Origin of the sequence: Microcystis sp. M049S2, from assembly GCF_020245625.1 — a bacterium.
GTDB lineage: Bacteria > Cyanobacteriota > Cyanobacteriia > Cyanobacteriales > Microcystaceae > Microcystis > Microcystis ichthyoblabe_A.
Map to the genome: position 1 here is coordinate 31581 of NZ_JADBUN010000064.1, position 23306 is coordinate 54886.

Here is a 23306-nt window from a genome sequence, read left to right on the forward strand (position 1 = left end):
TACCGCTAATTTTACCGGCGGCTTTTAACCGATATTTTAGTTAAGTTTTGAGTTATTATTGACCATTGGTTAGGGGTTGAGAACATTTCCCCTCAGGCTGCCAATTCCCCGACTCTCCCACTTACTTTTTATTTTTTACTGACTCGTACCATGTTAGACCTAAAGCAAATTAGAGAAAATCCAGAGGAAGTACAGAAACGCTTAGATAGTCGGGGAGGGAGTTATGATATTGCCCCTATTCTCCAGTTAAATCAACAACAGAAGGCTTTAGAGTTAGAACGCAGCAGTTTACAGGCCCGGGGGAACGAAATCGGTAAACTGGTGGGACAAAAAGTGAAAAGTGGCAGCGATGTCAACAGTCCCGAAATTTTGGCAATGAAAACAGAAGGAAACGAGATTAAAAGTAAACTAGCTCAATTAGAACCGCAGGAAAAAGAGATTAAAGCGGCCATTGACCAAAAAATCTTAGATTTACCCAATTTACCCAGTGAAACCACTCCCATTGGTAAGGATGAACGGGAAAATGTGGAAGTTAGACGCTGGGGAGAAGAATATAAACCCACCAACCCGAATATTTTGCCTCACTGGGAAATTGGGGAAAAATTGGGCATTTTAGACTTTGAACGGGCAGTAAAGATCGCCCAGAGTCGTTTTGTTAATCTTATCGCCCTCGGGGCAGCCCTAGAAAGAGCTTTAATTAATTTTATGCTCGATCGCCATATTGTCGCCGGTTATACAGAAGTTTTACCGCCAATTCTGATTAATAGTGACTCCCTGCGCGGGACGGGACAACTGCCAAAATTTGCGGAAGAAAGCTTTAAATGTCGAGATGATGAGCTTTGGTTAGCACCAACGGCAGAAGTACCCGTTACTAACCTTTATCGCGATGAAATCCTCTCATCGGAGCAATTACCGATCAAACACTGTGCCTATACCCCTTGTTTTCGTCGGGAAGCGGGCAGCTATGGCAAGGATACGAGGGGCTTGATCCGTTTGCATCAATTTAATAAGGTGGAAATGGTCAAAATCGTCCATCCTGACGCTTCTGCTCAGGAACATGAAAGTTTAGTCGCTAATGCGGAGGCAATCCTGCAAGCTTTACAGTTGCCCTATCGGGTGATTGAATTGTGTAGCGGTGACTTGGGTTTTTCGGCAGCCAAATGTTATGACTTAGAAGTGTGGCTACCTTCGGCTAATACCTATCGGGAAATTTCCAGTTGTTCTAATTTTAGAGACTTCCAAGCACGACGGGCAAATATTCGCTTTAAAGAAAAAGGGCAAAAAGGCACTAATTTTGTCCACACCCTCAACGGATCGGGATTAGCGATCGGTCGTACTATGGCCGCTGTCCTAGAAAATTATCAACAAGCAGACGGGACGGTAAAAGTGCCGGAAGTGCTGCAACCCTATCTAAAACGGGAAGTTATTTGTTAATTTTTGATAAAAATGCTTGACAAAATGTCTTTATAGTGGTTTTGAAAAAGTTGCTCTTAACCCCACTCTAGAATTGCCTGTTTTAAGGCTCCTTCTGGCAAATTGGCCGGATCAAAGGACCCGCCCGCTTCTATTCTCTCTAAAGCTTCAAAAAAAGCCCTCACACCACTGGCTGGTCCCGATGGGTGGTCCATAATTCCGGTTCCCGCATTGAGGATAACATTACGTCCGTAATCCCCAAGTACTTGGGGAACAATACCGGGACGAATACCGGCCGATGGAACTGGAAAAACGTTTCTATCGCGCAAAATATCGCGAATTTTGCCCTCCTCCTGGGGATCGAAGGGTAAACTACCGTAAGCGGCGGGATATAGCACCGCATCGGCTCCTGCGTGGGCCATCATCGTCCCCAAAACCACAGAATAGGCTAATCCCGTATCGCTACCGGCACACATCGCTCCAGCAAAGGCAGGATGGGCGAAAATGGGAACATCGATCGCTGGATCACTGGCTAAAGCTTCTAAAACGGAAAAACCGTAGGTAAGAACGTTTAATAACAGGGCATTGGCTCCATGTTTCACCAATAAACGGGCTTTTCTCTGCAATTCGTCCGCTTTTCCAGTGACATTGACAGCATAGAGAACATTTCTACCGGTTTGCTGCCGCACTTCCTCCAAAACTCGGCGACAACAATCTAGGCGCTCGTGGGTGGGAGCCACGGGAAGATCCGCCATGATTTCATCATCTTTAATCACGTCTAAGCCAGCAAAAGCCACTTCTCGCAGGATATCGGCGTGATCTTGCGCCGATAGTCCTAAAGCGGGTTTAAAAATTGCCATGACTAGAGGTCGATCATAAACCCCCAAACGTTGCCTAATTCCGGTGATTCCCAGCTTGGCTTTTGTGCCGTAGCTTTCGGGTAGGTACACCCCCACCACTTTTCCGGCTCCAGCCATGGAATATTTGCCGAAAATCATGGTTAAAAGACTGGCGATGTCATTTTCAACGTTTATCTGGGGAAAACGCACCCTAGCCACCTTATAACCGTCTGCTTCCTCCCTGATCCCCACCACTTCCCCTAGGTGTTGTTGCAGCTGCTCTTGACGATGACTGTGGCGATCGCTCCAAGTGCCAGCGGTTTGACCGATAGCGATCGTTTTTGCCTGTTTTTCGGCATTAATAGCGGGAGGAAAGCGATAATCGACAATTATAGTCATAAAAGGTAAAAAAAGGGAGTGGGAATTATAAATTATAAATTATGAATTGGGGAAGTGGGGAGGTGGGGAATTGGGGGAGGTGGGGAAGTGGGGAGGTGGGGAAGTGGGGAAGTGGGGAGGTGGGGAGGTGGGGGAGGTGGGGAATTGGGGAGGTGGGGAGGTGGGGAGGTGGGGAATTGGGGAAGTGGGGAGGTGGGGAGCCTTTTTTCAGTAAACAGTAATGGGTGAACTGATAACTGATAACTGATAACTGATAACTGATAATGGCTTCGATCGGTTTTCTCAGCTATTGACAAGGGTTCCCCTAAAAGCCTACAAGTATTTTGGATAGGTATGGCCATTGAGGAACCGACCAAAATATGAAAATAAAGACAAGATTACGGGAATGGGGCAAATTTTTCTTGAAAAGCGGTGCTAGTATTGCCTTGGCACTACTTTTAATCTTAAGTCTGTTCACCGCTAAAGGGACTGCTCCTGCTTTAGCTGTGCTTGCTCAGGGTGACGCGGTAACGGATCCCACTGCTATTTTACGCAATGCCTTACCCATAGATAATAAACCAATTCGTCAAGTGCAACAATCGATCGAAGATATTGCCAAACATCTGCGGGCCAAACGTTGGAGTCCGATTAAAAAAGATGTCAAGGATGCCAATTATGCCCTTTCTACCAAAAGCAAGGCTATCTTAGATAGTGTTCCCGAAGCAAGTAAAAGCCAAGGGGAGGAATTAATCGAAAAATTGAAAACGGGAGTGGCAGCCCTGGATACGGCCGTAGAAGCGAAGGATAAAGAGGCAGTTTGGTCAACCAGACGGGAATTGCTCAATAATATCACCGCTTTAGAAGAATTAATGGTGGTGGGTTTTCCCTTTAATGTTCCCCCGGAATACGCTAACTTGCCGCAATTGCGAGGACGTGCCACCGTAGAGATGCAGACCACCAAAGGAGATTTAACCATCGTTGTGGATGGTTACAGCGCTCCGATTAATGGGGGTAACTTTGTGGATTTAGTCCAACGGGGTTTTTATGACGGTTTACCCTTCATTCGCAGCGAAGATAATTTCGTTGTCCAAACCGGGGATCCCGTCGGTGCAGAAGAGGGATTTATTGACCCGAAAACTAAGCAATATCGCTCTATTCCCTTAGAAATTTTGATTAAAGGCGAAGAAGAGCCAGTTTATGGCAATACTCTCGAAGAATTAGGGATTTACTTACCCAGTCTCGCCTTGCCTTTTAACTCTTTCGGTGCCTTAGCCCTAGCGCGTCCGGATACTAATCCTAACGGAGGTTCCTCGCAATTCTTTTTCTTTAAATTCGATAATGAATTAACTCCTCCGGGGTTTAATCTCATGGATGGTCGTTATTCGGTTTTTGGCTATTTAGTCCAGGGAAAAGAGGTGTTAGAAGAACTTACCGATCAGGATAAGATTATCACTGCTAAAGTGGTTTATGGCTTAAATAATCTCGTCCAACCTAGCTAGGTTGGGGGTTTTTAACTGGGTTTTGTTAAGGCACAGAGATTAGTCAAGCTAGGGGAAGCAGCTCAGATTCTGAGTACTTCCCCCCATACTCCTAGGGTCGTTTCATTCTCTCATCGGAATAAATATCTGAAAATTTGTCAAAACGTCGTGCTTTGTAGATTGATTGATGAATCAACCTACTATGAATCAACCCTTGATAAGGGGGGTGCCTGACAACTTTTAACACCTACCTACTTTAAGATTATTAATTACGCAATCTATCGCCCTGATTATTATTGCTTTGATAGGGGCAAAAGTTATTTAATTAACATCAGTTTTATCTAAGTTCCCCTTTCCCTTAATCCTCATTCATATCCCCAATCAGCAACGCCTAGGGAGAGTTTGCCGATAGCCAAGGGCTAAGAGATGACAGAGTTGGTGATATAGTAACTAAAGATCACATTTAAATCTAACCTTGCCATAGATGCACAAGTCTCGAATCTGGCAAACCCAAAAATCTCCCGTCTCTAACATCAGTTTTAGCGATGAAATGAGGTAAGAATTTTGACCAAAATAATTAGCGATCGCATTGCCGTTTATCTGCTCATCGGTGGACTTCTGTTTAGAACAATCATCGCCCTGGGGCTTTATCCCGGGTACGATGAAGCCTATTATTATGTTTACAGCCATAATCTGGATTGGAGCTATTTCGATCATCCGCCAATAGTAGCGATTTCCACGGGTTTTGGGACTTGGATCACGGGATTAGTCAATCAATTTACCATTCGCTTCGGTACTCTCCTTCTCTATACTGGCAGCCTCTGCTTGCTGTATCTGACAGCTTTAAAATTGTTCAGTCTGCCAGTCGCCAGAATGACTTTAGCGATCGCCACTCTCATCCCCATCTATGGGATCGTCTTCGGGATTCTCTCGCAGCCAGATAGTCCTTTAATCTTTTTTTGGTCATTAACAGTCTATTTAGCTGCCCAAGAATTCTGGCCAATTCGGGGAAAAAACTATCATCCTAGCTATCGTCTCGCTTATATTGGACTTGCCGTAGGATTGGCGGTTTTAAGTAAATATCATGGCTTTATTTTGGGCTTTGGTTTAGTTTTATTTTGTCTGACCACTCCCCGCTATTGGCCTGTATTTAGATCCCCCTGGTTGGGATTAGGATTTATTCTTTTTTTGATAACTTTATTGCCGATTATCTACTGGAATATTAACCATGATTGGATTTCCTTTCGCTTTCATTTAGAAGACCGTTTTTCTGGAGAACCCAAAACCTTTAATATTCTCGGTATTCTCTCGGTTATTGGCATTAGTATCGCCACGATGTTTCCTCCTTTTGGTCTGCCAATGTGGTGGGTGACATTTAAAAGCTTTGCCGAACAAATTCCTAACTTTCTCTCGAAAAAAAGATTTTTTCATCGAGATGAAGAATCCCTCAAAAACTGGTTAATTCTTTCGGTTTCTCTGCCTTTAATCCTGGGAATGCTTTATGTGGGTGCTTCCCATTATCTCGCCCCTAGTTGGATTTTACCCGGGTTCTGGTCCTGCACGATTTTATTAGGAGAAAAGGCAGCTACTTGGCAGCAATCTTCTCGAATCTGGATAAAAAGATGGTTATGGGGATCGGGAATTTTTATCTTTACTGTTTTATCTATAGCAATGCTTCACGTTACTTTTGGCACTTTCCAAAAACCTAGTCAATACGCAATCTTTGGGGGAATTATTGCCCCAGAACAGGACCCTTCTCGGGAAATTGTCGATATCGATCAACTGCGTCAAGGCTTTGCTAATTCGCCCGAATTATTAGCACTCTTAAAAGATTCTAGCTTCGTTTTTACCCATAGTTTTTATGTGACAGCATGGCTAGATATGGCTCTCTATCCCCTAGTTCCTATTCCCGTCACCTGTTTTAACAACGATCAAAGGGGTTATCAAATTTGGGTTAATCCTCAAGAATGGATCGGTAAAAATGGTTTATTAATTACTACAAATAGTTCTCTAGAAAGACCGGAAATAATCGATCGCTACCGTCCCTATTTCCAAGATATAACTAAAGTAGCTGTCATTCCGATCAAGCGCGGTGGTGTCACCATCGAACAATTTCATGTTTACCAAGCTAAAGGACTAATTAAAACTTATCCTTAAAATAGATCAATTAGTTCATCAATACTCCTGATTTCTATCTTCTGAATTGTGTAAACTTTTTAACTTTTTACTTTTTACTTTTTACTTGATAAATATGTCCATTCATCGAGTGCGTATTGCTAGAGATAAAGGGGAATTTGTCCAGTCCTTAGTTAATTTTAATCAGGGAATTGGACCCTTTCAAACCTATGCTGATGTCATCGCTTTTGCGGCGGCTTTAGGGGTAAGATATCAAGAGAGGGTGACGATAGAAAATGTAGCGAAGGAACCCTCACCTATTAACCTGGAAATTTTTATTTCTCGTGGCTACGATACCCTAATCAAATTATTGGCAGTCAATGAATTGCAAGACACGAAAATTCTTTCTCCCCACGGGGTAGATTCGGAAGCTTTGCGAGTGACAATTTTCGAGGAATATGCCAACGCTGGTTTAGCAAGATTAGAACGAGAATTGCGCGGTGCGGTGGATTATACTGAAAGATTATTGTTAATTATCAGTCAAGAACGTTTTCGAGAAATTACTGCCACAACGGAATTCGATTTAGGCAGATTTTTGTAGTAGAAATCTTATCCCTAACTCTCCTGACTCCTAACCCCACCAATAAACTTTTTCAGCAGACTCTACTTAGGGTTTGCTGAATAAATCTAAAAACCTTGTTGGGTAAGACTTTTAGACTTTTTGTCAATCAAAAAGTACCGGGCATGGGAGTGATCAGGGGGAAAATTCCTGGACTTTTTCCCTGAAAATTAGGTAATTGGCCCCCTCAAAACCGGTAAAACCCCACACCCTGCCCCCAGGAAAAACTTTTTCAGCAGACCCTACTTATTACTGTAGTTTGGTATGGGCTTTTTTCTCATAGGTGCGTTCAAATTTTGTGCGGGTATAATTGGCGGCGATCGCTACTGCCAAAGCCAAAATTGCGAAAATAAGGGCAGTAACTTGATAGATAGACTGATTTGGGGATAAAATTGCCAGTAAAACTAATAATATCCCCATTAAAATCGCAATTTGTTTAGTTTTTACCATGTTTTCATGGGCATCGCTACAGGTGCGACAGTGGACAGTGTGACGAGAATAGCGATCAAGGGGTAAAGGATCGGATAAATCGATCGTCGTTGTCCGCTGGCTGGTGTAGCCTTGATAGTAGGGGAAAGAGTCCCCATAGCGATCGAACCATTGACGTAACTCAATCACCAAGGCATCGGAACTTTTTAAGGGTAAGTATAATTTTTGTAAACTATCTCTTGACTTTTCCACCATTTGCTGCTGACTTTGAATTAAAGGTAGATCATCTTCGAGGATGCGACTTTGACGCAGATGTTCCAACCAGCGCCAACGGTATTGACGGGAGTTAACGGCAAAATTTTGGTAACGTCGCATCAGTAAGCGAGAACGACCTTGACCCAGAGAAATCCCGTATAAAGCCAATCCAGCACACCAATCGGGATTAGGCAGAGAAAAACGATAATGAACGAGATTAGGGGCTATAAAATCCAGATATTTCCAGCTTTCTTGCGGATTGCGGCTATTGCGCCACTGACTGCGAATTCCCCGCGCCGAGATTTCGAGGATTTGGAAGGCTAACGGTTGAGCATTTTCCCGTTTTGCCCCGAATTCGCTGCGATCATGGCTAATATTAACATGGGCGGGATCGAGGAGATTTTCGAGTAAATAGCCCTGTTCATAGGGAAAATCGATGACATAATCGGTATGGACACAATTGGGGTCTTCTAGGTCTTTGATGATAGGAATATCGCTTTCTTTCGCTGTTTCCTCTTCTCCTAACCAAACCCAGAGGACTCCCTGACGTTCCATCACCCCATAGGATTTAACCTTGGCATTGCGGGGAATCGGGGTATTAACTGGCAGTTGGGGAATATGGGAACATTTTCCATCCGTCTCGAACTGCCAACCATGGTACAAACATTCTAAACGCCCAGCGATCATCTGTCCTGTGGAGAGTTTAGCCAAGCGATGGGGACAGCGATCAAGCAAACAGCCCCATTTTCCCTGCTGATCGCGAAATATTAGCAATGGTTGCCCATAAAGAGAGAAAGAGTAGGGATTTTTTTGCCAATCCTGCACGAATAACACAGGATACCAACAATTTTGGTAGTGAAAATAGTCATCCCTAGGCAGGGGTTGAGATTGATCGGCGCTTGTCATGGGGGTGAGAGAGAAAAAATATTGATCATGATCATAATATCGGTGCGGCCAATTGATCTCTGTCTTCCTACTATCTTTTAATCAATCCGAAAGGGACGAGCAGAGGGTGGACATTCCCGATAGGCGTTAATTGTAGCCAAAAAATCGATTGTAAAGTCTTTTATTGATTTCGTATAGTAGCCAAATAATTAAAAAACAGACAGAGATGAATAGCAAAGGTTTTTTAGTCAGTAAATTCTGCAAACTCCAGAATAGTTGCTGCGGTTGAGTGACTAGATCCCAACTATTCAGTCGGAGAAACCTTCCTAAATAGATACCGATCGCGCTTAAAAAATGGAGAGTTATTTCTAGGGGTAAAACTGCTGAATTTAGCTGGCTTTGCTGACAATAACTTTTTAAATTAAGTAAGGAGAGAACGTATAGCTGAAAGCCAAGGAAAATAAAGACACTATACTGGGGGATTAAAACTAAAAAAAATAAACTTTTGGCGTAATCCTGCTGAAGATAGGCGATTAAATGAATGCTATCGGTGAGAATATAGGGAGCATTGGGTAAAAAAAGCACAAAAACCAAGAGAATTAACCACCAGAGTAGGGAACGATCGAGGGTGGTACGAAATAGCCAAAAGCTGAGGATAAAGGGGATAAAAGCCAGAAAAGAATTCCAGACAATCCTCGCGGTACTGAGGTTAAATAATTGCCAAGCATTGTGCCACCAATCCCTAGTTAAAATTATCGTTAAATCTGCCCAAATCATCCCTTAAATACCAGTCTCCTCTAAGGTTGATAAATATCCTAACCAATTTTTTAAAGATTCCGGGAAAGGGATTCTTTTTCTAGCGGTGGGATCGATGCACACATGGCGAGTTTTCGCTTTTCCCACCATGATTTCAGTCAAATAAATTTTATACTGCAATTGAAACTCGTTTTCGCTTAGGGATCGGGCAGTGAAATCAATCTGTATGCGATCACCACAAAAAAGAGGCCGAAAAAACTGGATTTCCGCTTGAGTAATCGGTAGGGCAACCGGAGAATCTTTGAAAAAATCCTTGATATTGATGCCAAATTGTGCTAAAGAAAACTCGTAGGCTTCATGACAGATCGAGAGAAGATGAGCAAAGTAAACCACACCGGCCGCATCGGTATCGGCCAGGTAAATTAGGCGCTCGTAGGACATAAAAAGCTTATTGTCTTTCCAGAAAGGTTAAACTATCTTGTAGTTGTCTTAACTCGTCTCGATGGGCTTTGACAGTTAATTCCGTTTGCTGAGATTTGCTTTCTACTTTAAAAGCCACTTCTTCTAAACGGCCGACTTTTTGCCAATAGAAAACACCCGCGAGGGGAGATAAACCCACAAGAGCAAAAATATAGGGATTAGTATCGGGAAATAACACCGATAACACCAGTGAGAAGCAAAATAAACCCAAGGCCGCCAAAATTGTCAAAAATATCGCTAGAAAAGGGCTAGGCGGAACAAAACCCTGTAATCTGACAATATTTTGTTCGGGTTCGATCGCCTTGACTTGATAGGAACGTCGGTCAAAATAATCTCGCAGTTGTTCTAATAGTTGGTCGTCACTGGTACTGGTAAGATAGACACGCTGTTCGATACGCTCTTTGACGGAACCGCGAATAAAAAAGAATAATCCCACCATGAGCAGGAGAGTCAGAAAAAAAGTTGAGGAAAGAACGGGGGTATCCATGGCGGCGGTTGGGAGCGAAAAAACTTACAATTAATCCTAATTATCCTAACCTATCTTCTCCCCCGATTTAGAAGATAGACCCTAGGAGCAAAACCTCGATCGAGAATCAGAAAAATTTAACCCCAAGGCAGATTCATGGGCAACAATCTATTAACAGGATTAATCGAACCCTTACAGTATAGTTTCATGCAGAGATCCCTAATTGAAGCTATCATCGTCGGGATCATTTGTGCGGTGGTGGGAACCTACCTGATGGTACAACGTTTGGCCCTCTTGGGCGATGCCATCAGTCACTCGGTCTTACCCGGATTAGCGATCGCTTTTATTGGTAATTTTAATCTTTTACTGGGTGCTTTACTAGCCTCAATGGTCAGTACCCTACTGATTAACTTAATCCGTAATCGTTCCCCAATCAAAGAAGATGCGGCCATGGGTATTGTTTTCTCGGCTTTTTTTGCCCTTGGCATCACCCTGATCACTCTCATCCAAAAAAACAACAAAATTGACCTTAATCACTTTCTCTTCGGCAATATTCTGGGTGTTACTGCTGCCGACATTCGCGATACCCTAATTATTGCCGTTATCGTTTTGTTAACCGTTTTGCTCCTGTATAAAGAACTATTATTCTACACTTTCGACAAAATCGGGGCGCAAGCGGCGGGTTTACCGGTAAATTTATTAGATTTAGGCTTAATGCTCCTGATCGGTCTGACAATCGTTGCTAGTCTCCAAGCGGTGGGAGTAATCCTCGTTTTGTCCCTTTTGATTACCCCGGCAGCCACTGCTTATCTTTTAGTTACCCGTCTCCATCAAGTCATGGGTTTAGGTGTGGGTGTGGGTATTATTTCTAGTATCAGTGGGATGTATTTAAGTTATTACTGGAATTTACCCTCTGGACCGGCGATCGTGCTTGTCGCTTTTACCCTATTTATGTTGGCCTTTTTATTCAGTCCCCGTCAAGGAATTTTCACTCATCCCTCTAGTCTAGGTGGTCAACTTTCTATCTGGGTAGAGATAAAAAATTTGTTGAGACGGCGTTAGTTTGGGGGATAAGGTGGGAGTGATCAAAAAAAGCCGACGGCCGAGATAACTGCGATAATTTGCTAGATTTTTAGAGGCTCTTAATCTGATATTGTGTTGATTTTATTGAGAATTTATTCATGTAATCCCCCTGATGGAAAGACTGTAGGGAAATTTTCCTTCTCATCCCTCCATTGGGGATATTACAGAGATTAATCTATCGCTTATAATCAATTCATTCTCGCACCTCTAACGGATAGTTTAGCATACGGTCGAGTGCAGTGATGTTTTATGTCTCTTTGTTTGGTGGATAGTGACCAACACTTTTTAGAAACTGCTCAACAGATTGTATTTGTATTGAGCGAAAAGGATTAAGAACCAACAGATCTTTATCTCCACTGATAATCAAATCAGCTTTACCACTAAGCGATAACTCTAAAATCTTGTCATCCTTGGCATCACGGCACTCCTTGACAACATCTACCACCTCAATCAATATTCCCCTATCTATAAAGCTGTCTAAAAATTCTTCCCTTTCTTCATCTGTGATATATTTTCTAAACTTTGCACGACTGAGAACTTCGTCAATTTCTTCTATTAGTTCTAATGAGAACAAAATGTTGCCATTTTGGAGTGCATACCTAATTGCCAAGTCAGGATTACTGCCCTCAAACAGCAAAGAGCTAATGATCACGTTGGTATCAAAAACGTATCTCACTTTACTCACTTAGCAAATTACTCAAAATTTCGGGAGTTAAGCCTCTAGCTTGTGCTTTCCGACTGATATCACTCATAACAGCCTCTAGTGGGCGGCGTTTTCTAGCAAATTCTTTCAACCTCAAACTAAGAAGAGCATCAAGCTTTTGGCGATCAGCAAATATAGCTGATTCATAAATTTCGGCCGATTCCGCGTCAACACGAATTTTAATCTCTCTAACTTCCATAGGTTTTACATACCAAAGAATGTTTCTAAACTATTTAAAACTCTCTCTGACTATATACTAGACGAATTTTTCCAGATAATACCCCCAATTAAGATTTTATTGAGAATTTATTCTCGCACCTCTAGAAGTTTAAACCATGTCACTCGCTGAGTTAATTCCTCTGGTCAACAATCTGAGCCAGTCAGACAAATTATCACTCTTCAAACTCCTGGCCACACAAATCCCAGACGCTGAACTACAATTCATCTTCTCCGCATCAGAGTACCCAATTTGGTCGCCCTACGACGCAACGGCAGCTGCAAACATTCTGATGCAGATGATTCAGGATGACCAAGGGGCATCTGCTCATGCCTAGTACGGTTGAGTTTCCCTTGTCTGAGGATGACGCATTACTGACAATTCCTATTATTCTCAGTATCGTGCTTGTGTTTAGTATTGATGGAGAAAAGTAATGCTAGTTTTTTTGGGAAAATTAGTTAATCGATGGTTATATAGCGTTTCTCGCACCTGTGCGGCACAGTTAAACCTTTGCTGATTAAGCTGTTCAGGCTCGGGAATGTACCTCTTGTGAATCAGAAATGCTATAACATATAATTAATTTGCAAGAGTTATAGTTAACTTGGTTAGGGCTATGGATTTATTAAAAAATCGTTTTGTGCAGTCGTTGGGAGTCGGGGCGTTTTTTTACCTCGTAATGCTTTCCTTAAATTGGGTGGTGTTGTTCACCCTGAGAATTCTTGAATCTTTTTCCAGTTGGTATCGATACCGCGCCGCTCCCTATGCCTTCCAAATCAGTATCGGGGTGACGCTGGCCTATTTGCTAATCACGGCCGCCTTGAGTAGCCGGCGTGATTAGTAGTAAAACGTAGGGTGCGTTAGACGGCAAAAATTGCTGCTGTGACTGGAAGGTGACAATCCGTCGTAACGCACCACCTATCATCAAAACTTACTCATACCGGCGGTTACGTTTGCGGATAATCCAGAGGATAAACCAGATAACGAGGACAAGTAGAGCTATTTTTGAGACGGGAGCCAGATATTCTTCCACAAGGGGGTAATTTTTCCCTAAAAAGTAACCTGCTGCCGTTAAAAAAACGACCCAGAGGGTCGTGCCGATGGTGGAGTAAACTAAAAAGGGAATCATCGCCATGTGATTCATCCCGGCGGGTAGGGAAATCAAAGTTCTTACTCCGGGGACCAAACGACAGAGTAAAACCGCTTTACTACCGTGACGGTTAAACCATTGATTGGCTTTTTGAATATCTTTAGCGGAAACGGTAATCCATTTGCCGTATTTATCGGCTAGTTTTTCGATTTTTTCCTCATCCACAACCCGACCGAGATAATACCAAGGTAGCGCTCCGATGACCGTACCAAAAATCCCCGCTACCACTGCCGGAATAAATTGCATTTGTCCCTCATGGACGGTAAAACCCGCTAGGGGCATAATTAATTCCGAGGGAATGGGAGGAAAAAGATTCTCTAAAAACATTAATAGGGCTATGCCTAAATAGCCCATGGAAGTCATTGTATTTGTAATCCATTCAGTCATATTTTTTTAGGATTTAGAAAACAGTTTTAAAGTAAAGTATTTTCAGTGAAATGATAACTGATAACTGACAACTGATAACTGATAACTGATAACTGATAACTGATAACTGATAACTGATAACTGATAACTGATAACTGATAACTGATAACTGATAACTGATAACTGATAACTGATAACTGATATTAGGTTCCGGAAGTCCAGGAGTTGATATATTCTAATTGGGCTTCGGTGAGGGTATCGATTTCAATCCCCATGGCTTGCAGTTTCAAGCGGGCGATTTCTTGGTCTAATTCGTAGGGAATCGAGTAGATGCCGGGGGCCAATTTACCTTGATTTTTAACCAAGTATTCTACACCGATCGCCTGGTTAGCGAAACTCATATCCATAACGGCGCTAGGATGACCTTCGGCGGCTGCCAGGTTAACTAGGCGACCTTCACCGATAACAACGACGGATTTACCGCTTTTTAGTCTATATTGTTGGGTAAAGTTGCGAACTTCCTTAACATTATCGGCTTTTGCGCCCAAAGCTTGCAGGTCGATTTCAATATCAAAGTGACCGGAGTTGGAAACAATCGCCCCATCTTTCATCAGGTCAAAATGTTCGGCCCGGATAACGTGCTTGTTACCAGTAACGGTGATGAAGATATCGCCTTCTTTAGCGGCTTCATCCATGGGCATAACCCGGAAACCGTCCATCGCTGCTTCAATGGCCCGCACAGCGTTAATTTCGGTGACAATTACATTAGAGCCTAAACCTTTGGCCCGCATAGCCACACCTTTACCACACCAACCATAACCAGCCACAACCACGGTTTTACCGGCAAGGAGGATATTGGTGGCGCGAATGATACCATCAAGGGTAGATTGACCTGTACCGTAGCGATTATCAAAGAAATGCTTGGTTTCTGCGTCGTTAACGTTCATTGCGGGGAAGGATAACACCCCAGCTTTGAGCATGGCTTGCAAACGGACGATACCGGTGGTAGTTTCTTCGGTAGTACCGATAATGTCGGGTAATTGGTGACTTCTTTCTTTAACTAGGGTGGCCACTACATCACAACCATCATCGATGATAATCTGGGGTTTATGATCGAGGGCGATTTGAACGTGACGGTGATAGGTGTCGTTATCTTCCCCTTTGATTGCATAAACGGGGATGCCGTAATCAGCGACTAAACAAGCGGCCACATCATCTTGGGTGGAAAGGGGATTGCTGGCAATTAGTAACGCATCAGCGCCACCAGCTTTTAGTGCGATGGCTAAATTAGCGGTCTCGGTGGTAACGTGACAGCAAGCGACTAAACGCAGTCCGGCAAAGGGTTTTTCGATGGCGTAACGTTCGGCTAATTGACGCAAAACGGGCATTTCCCGACCGGCCCATTCGATGCGCTGTTTGCCGATGGGGGCTAAACTAATATCTTTGATGTCGTATTTCTGTTGAACTGGTGTTGCTACCATAAGGGGTTTTCCTTAAATACAAGCCTAGGCTATTGGTTAATTTAACTTAACATTGTCTGGGGATTTTGGCTAATGTCAAGCTTTCGGCTGGTTTTTTATATAGGAAAAAGTTATCAATCAGATTTACACTGGGTTACGCATTTTTTAATAACCGTGTTCAGCCAGAAATTCTAGGCTAATCTCGGTGGGAGCTTGATAAGAGCGCATTCCTAACAATTTTTCCACATATTTGCCTAAAATATCCCCTTCTAGATTCACCCAATCGCCTAATTTTAAATGGGAAAGATTGGTTTCGGCGTAGGTGTGGGGGATGACAGCCACTTTAAACCAGCTACCGTAGGCATCACAATCGGCCACGGTTAAACTAATGCCATTAACAGCTATACTGCCCTTACCGACGATATAACGAGCTATGTAGTTATTCCACTGCTCTTCTAGGGAACTAGGGGCAGCAAAGGTCATTTCCCACGAATTAGCCACGATTATCGATTCGACTAAACAGCCAATACCGTCCACATGGCCAGTGACAAAATGACCGCCGATTTTACTACCCACCCGCAAAGAGGTTTCTAGGTTAACGTTGGTTTCTGTTTTAATCCTTCGTCCCAAAGTAGTGCGCTGTAGGGTTTCCGGGGAAGCGGTGGCCAGAAAACCCTCTGGGAGAATTTCCTCGACTGTCAAACAAACCCCATCCACAGCCACACTATCACCAATCATTAAATCTCGGATAATTGTATCAGAGGATACAGACAAATATAGTCTATCAGTATCCACGACCCGAATCGTTGCCAAGGCTTGAATTAATCCTGTAAACATCGGCTTTTTTCTCGACTATAAATCCTTATGAGTGAAAGATTGGGCATTTTCCCCGGAATAATCGGCGACAATATGACCATCTCCCACTAATTGGTATTTGTAGGTCACTAATCCCTCTAATCCCACCGGACCGCGGGGGGGCATTTTTTGGGTACTGATACCCACTTCGGCCCCGAAACCGTAACGGAAACCATCGGCAAATCGCGTGGAACAATTATGAAAAACTCCGGCGGCATCGACTCGATCGCTAAAGGTTTTGGCCGTGTTAAAATTTTCGCTGACAATGGCTTCCGTGTGTCGAGAACCGTAATAATTAATATGTTCGATTGCTGATTCTAGACTATCAACAATTTTAATTGACAGGATTAAATCACTATATTCGGTTTGCCAGTCTTCTTCTGTGGCCGATGGTACGTTAATAATCTGACGAGTTGCTTCATCTCCCAATAATTTAACCTTTTTTTCCTCTAATGCCTGGGCCACTGCCGGTAAAAATTGTCTAGCGATGTCTTGATGAACCAATAAAGTTTCAATGGTATTACAAGCGGCAGGATATTGGGTTTTACCATCAACGGTAATTCTAATTGCTTTGCTTAAATCTGCTTCTTTGTCGATGTAGAGATGACAAATACCATCGGCATGGCCGAGGACGGGAATGCGGGTATTATTTTGGATATAACGAACAAATTCGTTAGAACCTCTAGGAATTATTAAATCGATGTATTGATCAAGTTTTAAGAGTTCCTGAATTTCCTCTCGTGTTGTTAATAATCGTACCGCCGCCGGATTAACTTTAGTTTGACTCAATGCCTGATGAATAATTGTTACTAAAGCTTGACAAGAACGGAGTGCCTCTTTCCCCCCTTTTAAAATAACGCCATTGCCGGATTTTATCGCTAAACTGGTAATTTGAATTAAAGCATCGGGACGAGCTTCAAAAATAACCCCTAAAACCCCTAAAGGACAGGTTATTCTCCGAAGAATTAAACCTTGATCTAATTCCCGATTAATTTGTATAGTAGCTAAAGGATCTGCTAATTTAGCCAGATCTCGCACCCCGGCAATAGCGGCTTTTAATTTGCCAGGACTTAACTCTAAACGCGCACATAAAGCTGGAGATAATTCCATCGCCTTGGCTGTTTGAACATCGGCGATATTCGCTTCCAGTATTTTATCAGCATTGACAGTCAAAGCCTCAGCAATAGCCTCTAAAGCTTCATTCCTTTCTTCGTTAGTCAGGATAGCCAGTTGACGACTCGCTTGACGGGTTTCTCGTGCGATTTCGGGGAGGGATAGAGAAGTTGTAACCATAGAAAATTAAAAGTAATAACCGCTATCTTGTTTATTTTATCTTATTTTTGATCAAGTTTCAGGGTCATTAGACCTCTTGTAAAAATCAAAAACTGTTGTTAAGGTTAGGCTTCGGCCGTGAGCTCAGCGTTCGACAAAAGCTCACGCCGAAGTCCGAACGGAGTCAGTAGCTAGGAGAATTAAGAATCAATAATAATCAATTAAATGGTCTATTTACAGATTTTAGGCAATTTAATCCTTATTTTTGCTGGTTTTGAACCCTCAAAAATTAATTAGGCAAGAGGTTTATTGAAGGTTATCAACTCTTGTCATGATCATTATAAATCTAGTTAAATAGAAAAAATAGCCGAAATTAGTGATTTTTATATCCTAGACCTGTAGAGACATTATAGTTAACATCCCTACAGAATCTAGACTATCTAGACCGGATTGGCAATCAGACAATTAGATACTTCTTGACGCGCCCAATCATCGGCGGCTAAAATGTCATCTAGGCTAGGGGTAGAACTGTTATGAATTGTAAAGCGATCACAGACTTTTTCAATCACCCGGGGAATATCTAAGAAACTAATCTTTTCTTCTAAAAATAATGCTACCGCTTGTTCATTGGCCGCGTTTAATACTGCTGGCATTGCCCCACCTGCGCGGCCGGCTGCATAAGCTAATCCCATACAGGGATATTTTTGATGATCGGGTTCTTTGAAAGTTAAACTGCCAGCTTTAACTAAATTTAAAGGTTCCCAATCCGTATAAATTCTTTCGGGCCAAGACAAGGCATATAACAGGGGTAAACGCATATCAGGCCAGCCTAATTGGGCTAAAACCGAGGTATCCTGTAACTCAATTAAAGAGTGAATAATACTTTGGGGATGAATAACAATATCGATCGCATTATAATCGACACCAAATAAATAATGAGCTTCGATAACTTCTAGACCTTTATTCATTAAAGTAGCCGAATCGATGGTGATTTTTCTGCCCATAGACCAGTTAGGATGTTTGAGGGCATCAGCTACGGTTACTTGCGGCAATTTTTCCACGGGTAAATCCCGAAAAGCACCCCCAGAAGCGGTGAGAATAATCTTTTTTAATCCCCCGGCGGGAACTCCCTGTAAACATTGAAAAATAGCTGAATGTTCCGAATCGGCAGGTAATAATTTAACTCGGTGTTTTTCCACTAAAGGCAGCACCACTGGACCGCCAGCAATCAGAGTTTCCTTATTAGCGAGGGCGATATCTTTACCGGCAGTAATAGCGGCAATCGTGGGCAGCAATCCCGCACAACCAACAATTCCCGTGACGACGCTTTCGGAATCGCCATAACGGGCCACTTCGATTACTCCTTCCTTTCCTGCTAGGATAATCGGGGTATAGTCAAGGTCGGAAATTAGGCTTTTCAGGTCTTCTAGTTGACTTTCGTTATTAATCGCCACGATTTGCGGGCGAAATTGCCGAATTTGCTCCGATAGTAGTTGAATATTATTACCCGTGGCTAATCCCACCACTTGAAACTTATCGGGATGATCGGTGACAATATCGAGAGTTTGAGTACCGATCGAGCCAGTAGAGCCTAAAATCGAGATTTTTTTCATTAGAAACTTAATATAATTTGGGGATTAGCTTTTAATATACGTTCTCTGGTGTCCTTCCGGCACATCGGCGTAAATATTAAGTATTTGTTAAAAAAGTTGCTAGTTTGACCTTTTTATGCTATGGCTTAGAAAAAGTTAGCGATAGAGATGGTGACAGGGAAGAAATCGAATAGAAAGGCCAATGGATTAGGCTGTCTAGCGGGGGGTCTGGTTTTTTGCCTCTTATTTCCCCTGTGTTTTTTCTTTTTTGGTTGGTTATCCTTCGCTCTTGGGATGAGTTGTGCTTTCCCCAGTCAATGTTCGACAGAGGAGGAAATAATCAAGTTTATCCTATCAATGATTTCGTTTTTTGGGGGAGGATTCGCATTACCTATATTCCTCAGTTGTGCCGTGGGAAAAGCCGTCAGATTTGGGTTAAGTCGGAGAAAAAATAACCGAACTTAAACATAAGTTCGGCTAGATTTAATTTAACAACTGGATAAAACTAACTTTCTGTCGCCGTTGCTGTGGTGGGAGGCAACTTAATATTAGTAGCTAATCCCAGAATTTGCAGCAGACGAATGGTCATCCAAGTCAGGTCAACTTCCCACCATTGTAGGCCATGACGGGCAGAATACTGATAGGCATGGTGATTATTGTGCCAACCTTCACCGAAAGTTAAGAGGGCAACCCACCAACAATTTTTAGAATTATCGTGGGATTCATGGCTAACATAACCAAATTTGTGGGTGGCGCTGTTGACAAACCAAGTGGAGTGGAAAACTAAGACCAAGCGAACAAAAATTCCCCAAATTACAAATGGCCAACCACCCATAGCATAGAGAATTAAGCCTAAAACAATTTGGATAGGAACAAAATAATTTTGACAGAATTTATAGAAAGGATCGTCGGCGATATCTTGAGTAAAACGGGCAATTTCTTCGTCGGCAGGAATTTCGTGCAGCATCCAACCCATGTGACTCCACCAGAAACCTTTATTAGAATCGTGGGGATCGGGAGCAGTATCAGAATATTTATGATGAATACGATGTAAACCTATCCATGCGATCGCACCCCCCTGACAAGCGAGGGTTCCGCACAAAACCAGAAAGTATTCTAACCATTTGGGAGTCTTAAAACTCCGATGGGAAACCAAACGATGGAAACCGAGGGTAATTCCTAAACCCCCGGTAATCCAATAAAGAATCAATGTCACTCCCACAGCGCCCCAGCTAAAATTGCCAGGCAAGAAGGCTAAAAGAGCCACTAAGTGGATAAAAGCCATGTAGATGAGAGTCACCCAGTCAATGGGAAGTTTTTCGGAAGTCGCAACAGTCATTGAATAACCCAAAGGGAAACAACAGGAGACAGAGCATCATTGTCTTATCTGTCTCGATTTGACACAGGGGGAACTTTGACGCTTAATAAATAGTAACAAATATCACTGTCTATTGTTTGATGGATATCCTCCCTCTACTCGACGGGGCAGCAAAGGCCTTACTCCCCATCTTTTCGGAAATTGACGCACAGGTCAAGGAAAATCTCGCTAAAATCCTATTGGGAAAGTATGGCGAAGCGATTGATTTCCCTAAGTAAGGGTTTTTATCGGCAATGCTATCGGACGGGAAAGCCGCAGTCAATACAGCCTAATCTCTTCTAGAAACAGTAAATAAAGTAATTTATAGATAAAAAAAGACAAATAAGTCGAAAATATCTGTTTTATCCGATCAGAACTCTATATTTAGCCAGATTACATCGAACTCAATGACTCTTAACTTACCTAAACAAATAGTTCAGACTAATCATCCTCATCCCGTGGCGATCGGCGAAATTGTCTCGATAGCGATCGAAGCTCTCTGGAGTAATAAACTGCGGACTTTGTTAACCATGTTAGGGGTGATTATTGGCATTGCCTCGGTGATTGCCCTCACCTCCGTGGGCCAAGGAGTACAAAAAGCCACCGAACAAAAAATTCAATCTCTAGGTACTAATGTTTTACAAATTTTACCAGGAGAAGCCAGAACCGGGGGGATTAGTCTCGGCCGCGGTTCCAGTAGCACCTTAATCTGGGAAGATGCCAAAGTTATTCAAAATCAAGTTCCTGGTGTACAGGTGGTCTCCGCCTATCTGCAGCGTCCAGCACCGGTGGTGGCGGGCCAGGTCAATCATGCCACTAATGTGGTGGGCATCGATCTTAACTACATGAAAGCGAGAAATACAGAACTCAGCCAAGGTCGATTTTTTACCGAGGAAGAAATGGCACAGGCGACACCAGTGGCGATTTTAGGCTCGACTCTGTTAACAGAACTCTTTGGCGATGATACCAATGCGATCGGTAAAAAGCTTTGGATTGAAAGAAAAAATAGTTACGAAATTATTGGGGTATTTGAGCCAAAAGGTGCCGAAGGTTCGATCGATCGCGACGATCAGGTCTTTATTCCTCTGAGCAATATGTCTTCTCGTCTGGTGGGCAATAATTCTTTAAGTGGTAAGGCCGTTAACGGCATTTATGTCAAAGTTGACCAGCAAGATCAGATGAAAAATGCCGAGTATCAAATTACTAATCTTTTGCGTCAGCGTCACAATCTCGCCGCTTCTCAAACCGATGATTTTAGCATTAGAAACCAAACAGATGTGGTCAAAACCTTGACCACGGTAGTGGGTTTGTTTACAGTGATGCTAGTGGCGATCGCTGGCATTTCCTTAGTAGTCGGCGGTATTGGCATCGCTAATATCATGTTAGTTTCCGTGGTGGAACGCACCAGGGAAATCGGGATTCGCAAAGCTGTGGGGGCTACCCGTTCGGCAATCCTCCAGCAGTTTTTAGCGGAATCGGTGATGATTTCCCTGACTGGCGGCGGCATCGGTGTATTATCGGGAATTTTAGTGGCCCTCTGTAGCGCCCAGATTTTCCGATTTCCCTTTGTCTTATCAGGTTGGTCGATAGTCAGTGGATTTGGCTTATCTTTTATCGTTGGTTTGTTAGCAGGAGTAATTCCCGCCCGTTCTGCCGCTCATTTAGACCCGATTACCGCTTTACGAAGGGATTGAGGCTAGTACATCCTAAAAAACGATTAAGCCATCTTGAAGACGGATCACCCGGCGAGTTTGGGCAGCTACATCCGGATCGTGGGTGACAATCACAATCGTGATCCCCTGTTGATTGAGTTCGGTTAGTAAATCCATCAGTTCTTGGGAAGTTTGTGTATCTAAGGCCCCTGTCGGCTCATCGGCCAACACCAGAGCCGGTTGATTAACTAGGGCCCGGGCGATGGCGACTCGCTGTTGTTGTCCCCCAGAAAGTTGGCTAGGCCGATTGTGGAGATAATTAGCCAATCCAACTCTAGCTAAAGCTTGCATTGCTCTTTGACGGCGCCTTGGCTTGGGAACATTGGCATAGACCATCGGCAACATGACATTTTCTAGGGCAGTGGAGCGGGACAATAAATTAAATTGTTGGAAGACAAAGCCAATCCTCTGATTGCGAATATAAGCCAGTTGGTTATCGTCCAAGTTCTTTAAGTTTCTGCCTTCTAAAATATATTGTCCCCCCGTCGGGCGATCGAGGCAGCCGATAATATTCATCAGGGTTGATTTCCCGGAACCCGAAGTTCCCATAATGGACACGTATTCCCCTGACCGAATTTCCAGATCTATGCCCCGAAGAACAGGAATTTTCACTTCCCCTAGAGAGTAAATTTTTGTAATCGTCTGCAAGAAAATCATCGTTTTTACCACGGGTGTTTTGGGATAATTTTGCCCTAAAAATTAGGTTAAGCAGTGGAATGTCAAAAATGGCACTATGTTAACAAATATGAAGTAATTTTTTCAGTGCTGGTTGACTATCAACTGCTATTTTTATCGGTAAGTTCCAACTATGTCCACATTTAAAGATGAATGTATCCAATTTTGCCCACTTTCTGAGAGTTATCTCAACTAGGTACTTGATTAAAACTCTTTTTTTGCTCAAGAGAGGCAATTATTAAGAAATAAACAAGATCTGGAATCACTTTAAAATAGTGAGAGTAGGATAGAAAAACTAAATAGTAAGTATAGGGAGAAATTAATCAATGTTAACACCAAGACATCCTCACCCCCCCGCTGCCCCGCAAAGCCCTCCTCCTGGTGTACCTCAAGGTCATCCTCACCCAGCGCATCAAGGGTTTCCACCAGGTGGACCCCAGAATAATCCTCCGGGGACACCGCAGCCCTTTGCACCGGCTGGGGCTGCCCCAGCCAATCTACCGCGTCTAACAGAACAAGATCAAGAACTCTTAAAACAATTACTCGGTAATGATGAACAGGCCCAAGCTTTGGGGGGAATGTTACAAAACTCACCGCCAGAAATTGCCGCTTTGGGTTATTTAATCTTACGAGTATTTGAACGGAGTCAGTCCTAGTTGGTCTGGTTCTTCGGTTGCTTGTCTGCTTACCAAAGAGCATAAATGTCATAGTTGCCGAAGAACTTTTATACCGTTTTTTTGAGATACAACAATTT

At 43.0% G+C, this 23306-nt stretch carries 23 protein-coding genes and 1 pseudogene; 10 read left to right on the plus strand and 14 right to left on the minus strand.

Going from position 1 to position 23306, the window contains the following annotated elements; translation table 11 throughout:
- Positions 1-150 precede the first annotated feature (150 nt).
- Positions 151-1434: a serine--tRNA ligase gene (gene serS, locus IM496_RS05420; protein WP_194013655.1), complete on the plus strand. Its 1284-nt coding sequence runs from the start codon at positions 151-153 to the stop codon at positions 1432-1434.
- 56 nt (positions 1435-1490) lie between these two features.
- Here the strand turns inward: serS and IM496_RS05425 are convergent, their stop codons facing one another.
- Positions 1491-2651 (minus strand): 2,3-diketo-5-methylthiopentyl-1-phosphate enolase, encoded by a 1161-nt coding sequence (locus IM496_RS05425; protein ID WP_194013657.1) that lies wholly within the window; start codon positions 2649-2651, stop codon positions 1491-1493.
- A gap of 359 nt (positions 2652-3010) precedes the next feature.
- On the opposite strand from IM496_RS05425, the gene IM496_RS05430 reads away from it, so the two are divergent.
- The 3 genes from IM496_RS05430 (at position 3011) to IM496_RS05440 (ending at position 6824) form a co-directional block, all read left to right on the plus strand.
- Entirely contained in the window at positions 3011-4129 is a 1119-nt protein-coding gene (locus tag IM496_RS05430) for a peptidylprolyl isomerase (RefSeq protein WP_194013659.1), read from the plus strand.
- A 543-nt stretch (positions 4130-4672) separates the two neighbouring features.
- Positions 4673-6265: an ArnT family glycosyltransferase gene (locus IM496_RS05435; RefSeq protein ID WP_287661490.1), complete on the plus strand. Its 1593-nt coding sequence runs from the start codon at positions 4673-4675 to the stop codon at positions 6263-6265.
- 94 nt (positions 6266-6359) lie between these two features.
- Positions 6360-6824: a DNA phosphorothioation-associated protein 4 gene (locus IM496_RS05440; protein WP_066029456.1), complete on the plus strand. Its 465-nt coding sequence runs from the start codon at positions 6360-6362 to the stop codon at positions 6822-6824.
- A gap of 267 nt (positions 6825-7091) precedes the next feature.
- On the opposite strand, the gene IM496_RS05445 is transcribed toward IM496_RS05440, so the two are convergent.
- The 4 genes from IM496_RS05445 to IM496_RS05460 form a co-directional block, all read right to left on the minus strand.
- Positions 7092-8432, minus strand: coding sequence for an aromatic ring-hydroxylating dioxygenase subunit alpha (locus IM496_RS05445; RefSeq protein WP_287661491.1), 1341 nt, complete (start codon positions 8430-8432; stop codon positions 7092-7094).
- A 126-nt stretch (positions 8433-8558) separates the two neighbouring features.
- Entirely contained in the window at positions 8559-9188 is a 630-nt protein-coding gene (locus IM496_RS05450) for a DUF1361 domain-containing protein (RefSeq protein WP_194013665.1), read from the minus strand.
- Between the two features lie 3 nt (positions 9189-9191).
- Positions 9192-9608 (minus strand): acyl-CoA thioesterase, encoded by a 417-nt coding sequence (locus tag IM496_RS05455; RefSeq protein WP_194013667.1) that lies wholly within the window; start codon positions 9606-9608, stop codon positions 9192-9194.
- A 7-nt stretch (positions 9609-9615) separates the two neighbouring features.
- Positions 9616-10134, minus strand: coding sequence for a cofactor assembly of complex C subunit B (locus IM496_RS05460; RefSeq protein ID WP_002734244.1), 519 nt, complete (start codon positions 10132-10134; stop codon positions 9616-9618).
- A 135-nt stretch (positions 10135-10269) separates the two neighbouring features.
- Between IM496_RS05460 and IM496_RS05465 the strand changes: the two genes are divergently transcribed.
- Positions 10270-11175, plus strand: coding sequence for a metal ABC transporter permease (locus tag IM496_RS05465; RefSeq protein WP_287661492.1), 906 nt, complete (start codon positions 10270-10272; stop codon positions 11173-11175).
- A gap of 268 nt (positions 11176-11443) precedes the next feature.
- Here IM496_RS05465 and IM496_RS05470 read toward each other — a convergent pair whose 3' ends face one another.
- A complete protein-coding gene (locus IM496_RS05470; protein WP_194013669.1) occupies positions 11444-11881 on the minus strand; it encodes a putative toxin-antitoxin system toxin component, PIN family in 438 nt (145 codons plus the stop codon).
- Entirely contained in the window at positions 11874-12098 is a 225-nt protein-coding gene (locus tag IM496_RS05475; RefSeq protein WP_045360691.1) for a hypothetical protein, read from the minus strand. The genes IM496_RS05470 and IM496_RS05475 overlap by 8 nt, the downstream gene beginning before the upstream one ends.
- Before the next feature lie 136 nt (positions 12099-12234).
- On the opposite strand from IM496_RS05475, the gene IM496_RS05480 reads away from it, so the two are divergent.
- Together IM496_RS05480 and IM496_RS05485 are read left to right on the plus strand one after the other, a co-directional pair.
- Positions 12235-12453 (plus strand): hypothetical protein, encoded by a 219-nt coding sequence (locus tag IM496_RS05480; RefSeq protein WP_194013671.1) that lies wholly within the window; start codon positions 12235-12237, stop codon positions 12451-12453.
- Positions 12454-12729: 276 nt separating this feature from the next.
- Entirely contained in the window at positions 12730-12954 is a 225-nt protein-coding gene (locus IM496_RS05485; RefSeq protein WP_194013673.1) for a hypothetical protein, read from the plus strand.
- Positions 12955-13044: 90 nt separating this feature from the next.
- Here the strand turns inward: IM496_RS05485 and IM496_RS05490 are convergent, their stop codons facing one another.
- The 6 genes from IM496_RS05490 to IM496_RS05515 form a co-directional block, all read right to left on the minus strand.
- On the minus strand, positions 13045-13650 hold the full coding sequence (locus IM496_RS05490) for a DedA family protein (protein ID WP_190722729.1): 606 nt from the start codon (positions 13648-13650) through the stop codon (positions 13045-13047).
- A 182-nt stretch (positions 13651-13832) separates the two neighbouring features.
- Positions 13833-15110, minus strand: a complete 1278-nt coding sequence (gene ahcY, locus IM496_RS05495; protein WP_002732258.1) for an adenosylhomocysteinase — start codon at positions 15108-15110, stop codon at positions 13833-13835.
- 144 nt (positions 15111-15254) lie between these two features.
- Entirely contained in the window at positions 15255-15926 is a 672-nt protein-coding gene (locus tag IM496_RS05500) for a riboflavin synthase (RefSeq protein ID WP_194013675.1), read from the minus strand.
- A gap of 15 nt (positions 15927-15941) precedes the next feature.
- Positions 15942-17237 (minus strand): glutamate-5-semialdehyde dehydrogenase, encoded by a 1296-nt coding sequence (proA, locus tag IM496_RS05505; protein WP_287661493.1) that lies wholly within the window; start codon positions 17235-17237, stop codon positions 15942-15944.
- A 419-nt stretch (positions 17238-17656) separates the two neighbouring features.
- Positions 17657-18829 (minus strand): 1-deoxy-D-xylulose-5-phosphate reductoisomerase, encoded by a 1173-nt coding sequence (gene dxr, locus IM496_RS05510; RefSeq protein WP_287661494.1) that lies wholly within the window; start codon positions 18827-18829, stop codon positions 17657-17659.
- A 484-nt stretch (positions 18830-19313) separates the two neighbouring features.
- Positions 19314-20147, minus strand: coding sequence for an acyl-CoA desaturase (locus IM496_RS05515; protein WP_002748596.1), 834 nt, complete (start codon positions 20145-20147; stop codon positions 19314-19316).
- A gap of 119 nt (positions 20148-20266) precedes the next feature.
- On the opposite strand from IM496_RS05515, the pseudogene IM496_RS05520 reads away from it, so the two are divergent.
- Together IM496_RS05520 and IM496_RS05525 are read left to right on the plus strand one after the other, a co-directional pair.
- Positions 20267-20365, plus strand: a pseudogene (locus IM496_RS05520) (aluminum resistance protein); the annotation flags it as partial.
- A 207-nt stretch (positions 20366-20572) separates the two neighbouring features.
- Complete coding sequence (locus IM496_RS05525; protein ID WP_194013683.1) at positions 20573-21859, plus strand: ABC transporter permease; 1287 nt, start codon at positions 20573-20575, stop codon at positions 21857-21859.
- A 12-nt stretch (positions 21860-21871) separates the two neighbouring features.
- On the opposite strand, the gene IM496_RS05530 is transcribed toward IM496_RS05525, so the two are convergent.
- Entirely contained in the window at positions 21872-22534 is a 663-nt protein-coding gene (locus IM496_RS05530) for an ABC transporter ATP-binding protein (protein WP_194013685.1), read from the minus strand.
- 344 nt (positions 22535-22878) lie between these two features.
- Here IM496_RS05530 and IM496_RS05535 point away from each other — a divergent pair, with 344 nt between their 5' ends.
- Complete coding sequence (locus IM496_RS05535) at positions 22879-23208, plus strand: hypothetical protein (RefSeq protein WP_194013687.1); 330 nt, start codon at positions 22879-22881, stop codon at positions 23206-23208.
- Positions 23209-23306: the final 98 nt, after the last annotated feature.

Bases quoted from the DNA above. Each gene is read 5' to 3' on its own strand.
- IM496_RS05490 (WP_190722729.1), bottom strand. From the start codon at position 13,650: ATGACTGAATGGATTACAAATACAATGACTTCCATGGGCTATTTAGGC.
- ahcY (WP_002732258.1), bottom strand. From the start codon at position 15,110: ATGGTAGCAACACCAGTTCAACAGAAATACGACATCAAAGATATTAGT.
- serS (WP_194013655.1), top strand. From the start codon at position 151: ATGTTAGACCTAAAGCAAATTAGAGAAAATCCAGAGGAAGTACAGAAA.
- proA (WP_287661493.1), bottom strand. From the start codon at position 17,237: ATGGTTACAACTTCTCTATCCCTCCCCGAAATCGCACGAGAAACCCGT.
- IM496_RS05455 (WP_194013667.1), bottom strand. From the start codon at position 9,608: ATGTCCTACGAGCGCCTAATTTACCTGGCCGATACCGATGCGGCCGGT.
- IM496_RS05445 (WP_287661491.1), bottom strand. From the start codon at position 8,432: ATGACAAGCGCCGATCAATCTCAACCCCTGCCTAGGGATGACTATTTT.
- IM496_RS05460 (WP_002734244.1), bottom strand. From the start codon at position 10,134: ATGGATACCCCCGTTCTTTCCTCAACTTTTTTTCTGACTCTCCTGCTC.
- IM496_RS05425 (WP_194013657.1), bottom strand. From the start codon at position 2,651: ATGACTATAATTGTCGATTATCGCTTTCCTCCCGCTATTAATGCCGAA.
- IM496_RS05530 (WP_194013685.1), bottom strand. From the start codon at position 22,534: ATGATTTTCTTGCAGACGATTACAAAAATTTACTCTCTAGGGGAAGTG.
- IM496_RS05430 (WP_194013659.1), top strand. From the start codon at position 3,011: ATGAAAATAAAGACAAGATTACGGGAATGGGGCAAATTTTTCTTGAAA.
- IM496_RS05500 (WP_194013675.1), bottom strand. From the start codon at position 15,926: ATGTTTACAGGATTAATTCAAGCCTTGGCAACGATTCGGGTCGTGGAT.
- dxr (WP_287661494.1), bottom strand. From the start codon at position 18,829: ATGAAAAAAATCTCGATTTTAGGCTCTACTGGCTCGATCGGTACTCAA.
- IM496_RS05525 (WP_194013683.1), top strand. From the start codon at position 20,573: ATGACTCTTAACTTACCTAAACAAATAGTTCAGACTAATCATCCTCAT.
- IM496_RS05475 (WP_045360691.1), bottom strand. From the start codon at position 12,098: ATGGAAGTTAGAGAGATTAAAATTCGTGTTGACGCGGAATCGGCCGAA.
- IM496_RS05515 (WP_002748596.1), bottom strand. From the start codon at position 20,147: ATGACTGTTGCGACTTCCGAAAAACTTCCCATTGACTGGGTGACTCTC.
- IM496_RS05480 (WP_194013671.1), top strand. From the start codon at position 12,235: ATGTCACTCGCTGAGTTAATTCCTCTGGTCAACAATCTGAGCCAGTCA.
- IM496_RS05465 (WP_287661492.1), top strand. From the start codon at position 10,270: ATGGGCAACAATCTATTAACAGGATTAATCGAACCCTTACAGTATAGT.
- IM496_RS05535 (WP_194013687.1), top strand. From the start codon at position 22,879: ATGTTAACACCAAGACATCCTCACCCCCCCGCTGCCCCGCAAAGCCCT.
- IM496_RS05485 (WP_194013673.1), top strand. From the start codon at position 12,730: ATGGATTTATTAAAAAATCGTTTTGTGCAGTCGTTGGGAGTCGGGGCG.
- IM496_RS05440 (WP_066029456.1), top strand. From the start codon at position 6,360: ATGTCCATTCATCGAGTGCGTATTGCTAGAGATAAAGGGGAATTTGTC.
- IM496_RS05450 (WP_194013665.1), bottom strand. From the start codon at position 9,188: ATGATTTGGGCAGATTTAACGATAATTTTAACTAGGGATTGGTGGCAC.